The following is a 5,593-nucleotide window of genomic DNA, read 5'->3' on the forward strand; positions in this document are numbered from 1 at the left end:
TATTTTCTCGTAGTTTGCCTCGTCCCCCATTTTTTCGGTGATACGCATATATTCGTTTTCAATTGGAACAAACACCTCTTGATATCTATTCCACTCTTTAGCCGCCACCTCTGCTGCTGCAATCTGATCGGCAGTTGGTTTTGCTTTTTCTGGCCCTTTACCCATTGTTTACCAGCCTTTTCTCAAACCTGATTAAACCTTGCTCATTGTACCCTACTTTTTTAAATCCGTGAGCGCGCCAAAGCCTGTACACACCTGCTCTTCGAGCCAATGAAACAATCTTTTCTGCTCCCACATCTTTAGCAAGTTGATAGTACGCATTGATGTAATCTGATATGCCATGCCCGTTATCAGACCATCCAAAAACCACATACATAACTATCTCGTTATCTTCGTGCGTCACCTCCAAAACTGCGCCACAACGCTCACCAACAAACAAGTGTGCATCACCACTATCCAACTTACTGATCACCTCTTTCGGCAAATCCGGCAAATCATCACGACCAGCCACGTAAACAAGCTTTCTCACAAGCATGTAGATATAATTGTTGTGATCAACTTTAGCGAACCGCACTTTTTACCCCTGAACGATCTAGAGCGCCTTAACAAAATGGCGCAATTCCAAAAGCACTAAACCTAAGCTTTGTAGGTGAGCACTAATCCAGATGAGTTCCACACATTCCAAGAATTGTTTTCGTAGTTTCTTATGCGCAAACTAACCTTATAAGCCTTACCAGCCGGAAGGCTATGCCGCCAGATCGGTGAGTTTTGAGCGCTCATACCACCAATATCTTGACTATGAACAACCTCATCATTAATTAAAAAATCAAACCATGCACCGAACGCAGTCGCATACACACTCCCCCAAACAACCTCGCGATCCCAAGTAGCCATTGGAACATTTACTGAGTAGAGCGTCTGAATTAGTCCTGCACTACTGTCTGTCTTCATAACCGAGTACGGATAAGGTTTTATTACATCACCAACGATCTGATTAACATTGAGACGACCTTGAATATCGCAAGAATCAGTAATCGTAACGTTCCTTAGCACGCCAGAAGTCGCGGTAATTTTCCCCGAAACATCGGCACCAACCATTTTTGCCACACCAGCCGCGCTCACATAGAACTTGCTGTTCGGGTCATTAATCGTTGACGCTCGTAGCGTTACGTTTGCGATCACTGTATTTGCTTGCACGCTTGTTGCCACTACATCACCAGCAACCAGATCTCTAATGTCTGCAACCTTGATTGATGCAGTGTCTATTGCGAGTACGTATTTTGGCGGAGCTGTACCAACTTGGCCGCCGTTAACCCAATCCTGATAGGCTGGGTTTTTGATAGTGCCAAACACCGGAACGATGCTGTTGCTACCTGTACCACCAGTATTCTTGTCGTAAGCGACCTTAAAACCTGCGTTCTTAACAACAAATTCTGCGTTTGCTGTGCTCGTATCAGTGGAAGACTTGGCTATAAGAGCAACACTAGCCGTCATTCCACCTATGCTTGTTTTAACGCCCCACAACGCAGAATAGCCATCATCAAGATCGGCCAATGCTTCACTAATCTGTGTGACTGAAGACGAAACGCCGTTAACCGTTGCATTAACTTTTCCAATCTCGGTACTAATCGCCTGATTGGTTTGCGTCTTTGTGTAGTAGTTCTTGGATAGATTCGAGCTAACACCATCAATTGATGATTGTAGCGTCAAAGCATATTTAGCAATGGCCTGATCGGTTTGCGCTTCAGTGTAATAGTTGTTGGCTAAGTTACTCTCAACCTCTCCAATTTTTGAAGACAATGAATTGGTTGCAATATTGATCGCCTTTTCAGTATCAACCCACGTTTTATAGTTGGTTGATAGATTGCTCTCAACTCCTTCAATTGACGCTGACAACGACGTATTTAATTGAGAAATTGCTGACGTTAGCTTGGCGTTCGTCGCGTAGTTTTGCTCAATGCCTGAAATCGAATCACCTAACTGAGTTTCGAGATCTAACTTGGCTGTAGATATAGCCTTATCAAGCTCAACTTGAGTCGCAAACTCTTGGTCTACCTGCGCAAGAATTGACTCCCCATTAGACTGAATTTCTGACTTAACAGACTCTCTTAATGCCGATAACGCGCTATCAACTTCAACCTTCGTCGCGTACTCTCGTTTGATCTGAGCAAGAATTGATGTCTCGTTTTCCTCGATCTGAGAAGTAACCGACTCTCTTAAAACCGCCATTGCCTTATCGGTTTCAACTGCTGTGTAGTAGTTGGTTTCAATCTCGGCCCTTAATGTCCGGTTCTCTTCTCTGCGAAATGCGCTTTCCTTATCAACGGTTACAGCGTTTTGCATAGCTGCTTCCGCTAATAATACGTCGATATTCTCAATAGTTTCTGCGTCTGGAATGGATGAAAAATCAATGCCTTCTAATGCCTCCGGTAAAGGAATTAGTTCGGGATGTTCTTCCATCTCCTTAATGATCAGGTCAAGGTAATATTGAGGGTCAACAACGCTCTTTGCATGAGTACCATTAATTGAGTTAATCGCTGAACGTTCGCCTTTTAGGTTTACGAACTTGATCCAATAGTAATAATCACCTGTAGGCTCAATCGGCAATGACGCAACGCTAGACGGAGTTGTTTGCACCACAATAGCATTTGCAAATACGTTATCTCTTGCTTGATAAATTTCGGTGTAAGCATGGCCTTTATATGGCGCGGTATCCCACGAAAGCAGTGCGATACCAAAGCCAGATTTAACCACTAAGTTTTGTGGTGTAGTTGGCGTCTGAACTTCCTCACCAACAATCGGATCACCACTACCGCCGTCCGAACTTGGGATACTAATTGTGCTCTGTAATTTGCCATTTCTGTAGTCAGCAAAACCAAGCTTTTTCATATCTTCCCAAAGGACGGCTTTTTTGCCGCCCTCGCCACGCATACCGATCAACTGTTCCAAGTTGTCGGCAACCGCATCCATTACAGCGTCACTTCCTTTCTTGTGGGGAATAGATTGGAATTTACCCTTTAGCTTTTTGCCGCCTTGTAATGTACGAACTGCCATTTACCCGTAAACCTCTGCCATACTAGAAGCAATGATCACCTCTTCTAATATTCCAGTGCCATAAACTTCAAATTGCCATGAGTTGCCCCTTGCTGGTGGAATGCGTATAGGTCGATCAGTTAACGTACCTATCTCGTAATCTTTGATGACGACTCCATCAACGATAATTTTCATTCCAACCAATGCCGGATCTTCCGCTCGGATATACAGCGTACTAAGTGTTGGATACATGGCGTAATACTCTTTAGAACGCCAAACATACGCTTTAGGTTGGCCCTTGTTCCATTCAGCCAATTTTGTTCCATCTTCGCTTCGAACATAAAGCGTACCTGTCACTAAGTCAGTAAATCCAAGGTTTGAACCTATAGAATGGAACGTAATACCACCCGTTTTAGGGTCGAATATGAACGACTTATCAAGCGCCTTTCCGTAAAAAGCCAAATACTTTCCATCGTAGTAGTAAGCTTCAATGGTTTCTGGCTCCAATGCTTCCCACTGCTTAGAGTCAATAATATCTTTGGTAATTAGCTCAACGTCTTGACCAGTGAACGCACAAAGGCCATGAGGAGACGCATAGATAATTAGGTTGTCGATATTTCTCATAGAGCGCTTGGAAACACACGCTTGCATAGACTCAAGCTTTCGCCCACTAATCGCATCACTGGTGATACCTTGGAACACCCAAGGGTAACCTTTCGTGCCAACCAATAGCATATTGCTCACTGATTCCATTGCTACGATTTCGTGCTCTGTTGTGAGCTGATAATCTACAGGCCATGCGTGAAGCAAATACGGCTCACTAAAACAAACAGTTCGGTCATAGCCACCAGCCATAATTCCGTTAGGCATTAGGGTTAAAAACCGTAGCTTTTTGTTAGGCATTTCGTATTTTTCACTTTCCAACGGGAACCCAAGATCATCGGCTGACTTATCATCCACAAACGTATTTTGTGAAATCGGAATTTCCCCAACCAGATAGAAGTCAGAAACACCACCCTCTGTTGACGTTCTATAGATTCGACGTTTAGTGATATTGCCGGATAAAGCACCTTCACTGTGAAATGTCAGCGTAACCGTACTCTCTGGGAACTTAATTTCAGCTTGATTGCTGATCGGAGATTGCGCCCCTTCCTCTTCTTGTTCGCTAACAAGCGTGTAGACATAAAAACGAGTTTCGTCGTCGGTTGCTTCGTCTTCTTCTGGCAGAGGATCTGGAGCATTTACTTTTGCTGTCACGCCATGCTCTGGCGCTGGCACTCCTAATGGATAAGAGTCAACGGGAAGATCACCAACACCATTAAATATCTGGTTATTGGTAACGCGAACTCCGGTATCACTTGTAAAATAAACACGATTCCAAGGGTCACCAACAATTGGCGACACAACCACATCAACATCAGTTTTCCACTTGAACCACCAATCTAAAAACTTATAAACCGTTTTATGGCTTTCCGTTAAGCCTTCAGTAGTGTCCTTCAAGCCAAGGTAAGGCTGAAGGTTTCCAACCGGAAACTGACAATCTACCGCTTTTGTGGCGTATTCATTTGGTAGGAGTCTCGGCGTCTGTTTTGGCCGTTCTCCAAAGAAAGTAGCGACGTTAATTCTAGGCATTATTTACCTGCTCTCTCTTTGTAATCAGCAACGGCTTTCAATCCGGCAACATCAGCCTGTAGAGCGCTGATATCTTGGCGAATATCTTTTACATCAGTGCCAATGTTTTGTTGAGTCGTCTCGATACTGTTCAAGCGATAATTCATCACATAGCCAGTCCCAACTATCGAAGCACACAACATCACAACGCCTAGTGGATTGTTGTTTAGTAACTTCTCTAACATCTTTCGCCCCCTTCCAATTCGGGGCACTTTCGCACCCCGTCATAAACTGCAATGCTTGACCAATAATAACTCGGAATAAAAACACTTTCTCGATTGAAAACAAAAATCACCAATCGAGAATCTTAGACTTCTAAAAATTCGAATGGAGTTTGCATATCCCCCTCTGTCCAAGTGGCATATTGATTAAATAGCTTTTCCAATCGAATCGCATAAGCATCTTTAATTTGTTGGATTTGATTGTACGTCAGTCTTACAGGTTCATTATTTGCTGCAATCCAGACCGTCTCTTTATCCAGCATATTATTGCGCTCTGCATACCATAGCGTTTCATCCATGTTGTTCCGGTCAACTTGGCGAACTTGGAATTCATATCCATGAATAAAGATGTTTGATAGTTTTATTTCATCTCGCAAAGCTTGCGCCTTGTTCCGATGAAACTCCGCGATCACATTGTCAGGCTTTCTCTCGACAACTGGCGTCTTGGTAACGGTAAATTCTTCGTCATTGACCAAATAATCGTATTCACCATTATGAGTGTAATAATTAGCGTCGTATGGCACTTCAATCACTTCATAAACGGCGCGGCGATTTTGCATATCGATCACTGGCCGCGCTGGTGGCAACGTGGCAACTTCTTCACCATCTTCACCAATAGTGATTTCAGGAACAAAGTTCTCTACATCCACCAGCCATTGAAGATACTG

General features: G+C 43.6%; 4 protein-coding genes and 1 pseudogene. All 5 read right to left on the minus strand.

The features are described from left to right. Positions 1-157: 157 nt before the first annotated feature. The gene (locus IQR33_RS14335; protein ID WP_025507223.1) at positions 158-574 is read right to left on the minus strand and encodes a hypothetical protein; all 417 of its coding nucleotides are present in this window, start codon (positions 572-574) and stop codon (positions 158-160) included. 62 nt (positions 575-636) lie between these two features. Next, positions 637-3,054, minus strand: a complete 2,418-nt coding sequence (locus tag IQR33_RS14340) for a phage tail tip protein (RefSeq protein ID WP_193838074.1) — start codon at positions 3,052-3,054, stop codon at positions 637-639. Then, on the minus strand, positions 3,055-4,665 hold the full coding sequence (locus IQR33_RS14345; protein ID WP_025558172.1) for a hypothetical protein: 1,611 nt from the start codon (positions 4,663-4,665) through the stop codon (positions 3,055-3,057). It lies immediately after the preceding gene. After that, a complete protein-coding gene (locus IQR33_RS14350; protein ID WP_020840883.1) occupies positions 4,665-4,889 on the minus strand; it encodes a hypothetical protein in 225 nt (74 codons plus the stop codon). The genes IQR33_RS14345 and IQR33_RS14350 overlap by 1 nt, the downstream gene beginning before the upstream one ends. Positions 4,890-5,011: 122 nt before the next feature. Then, positions 5,012-5,593: pseudogene (locus IQR33_RS14355) on the minus strand (DUF4376 domain-containing protein); the annotation flags it as partial.

This window comes from Vibrio sp. OPT46 (genome assembly GCF_015163535.1).
In the GTDB taxonomy this organism is placed as follows: Bacteria; Pseudomonadota; Gammaproteobacteria; order Enterobacterales; family Vibrionaceae; genus Vibrio; species Vibrio alginolyticus.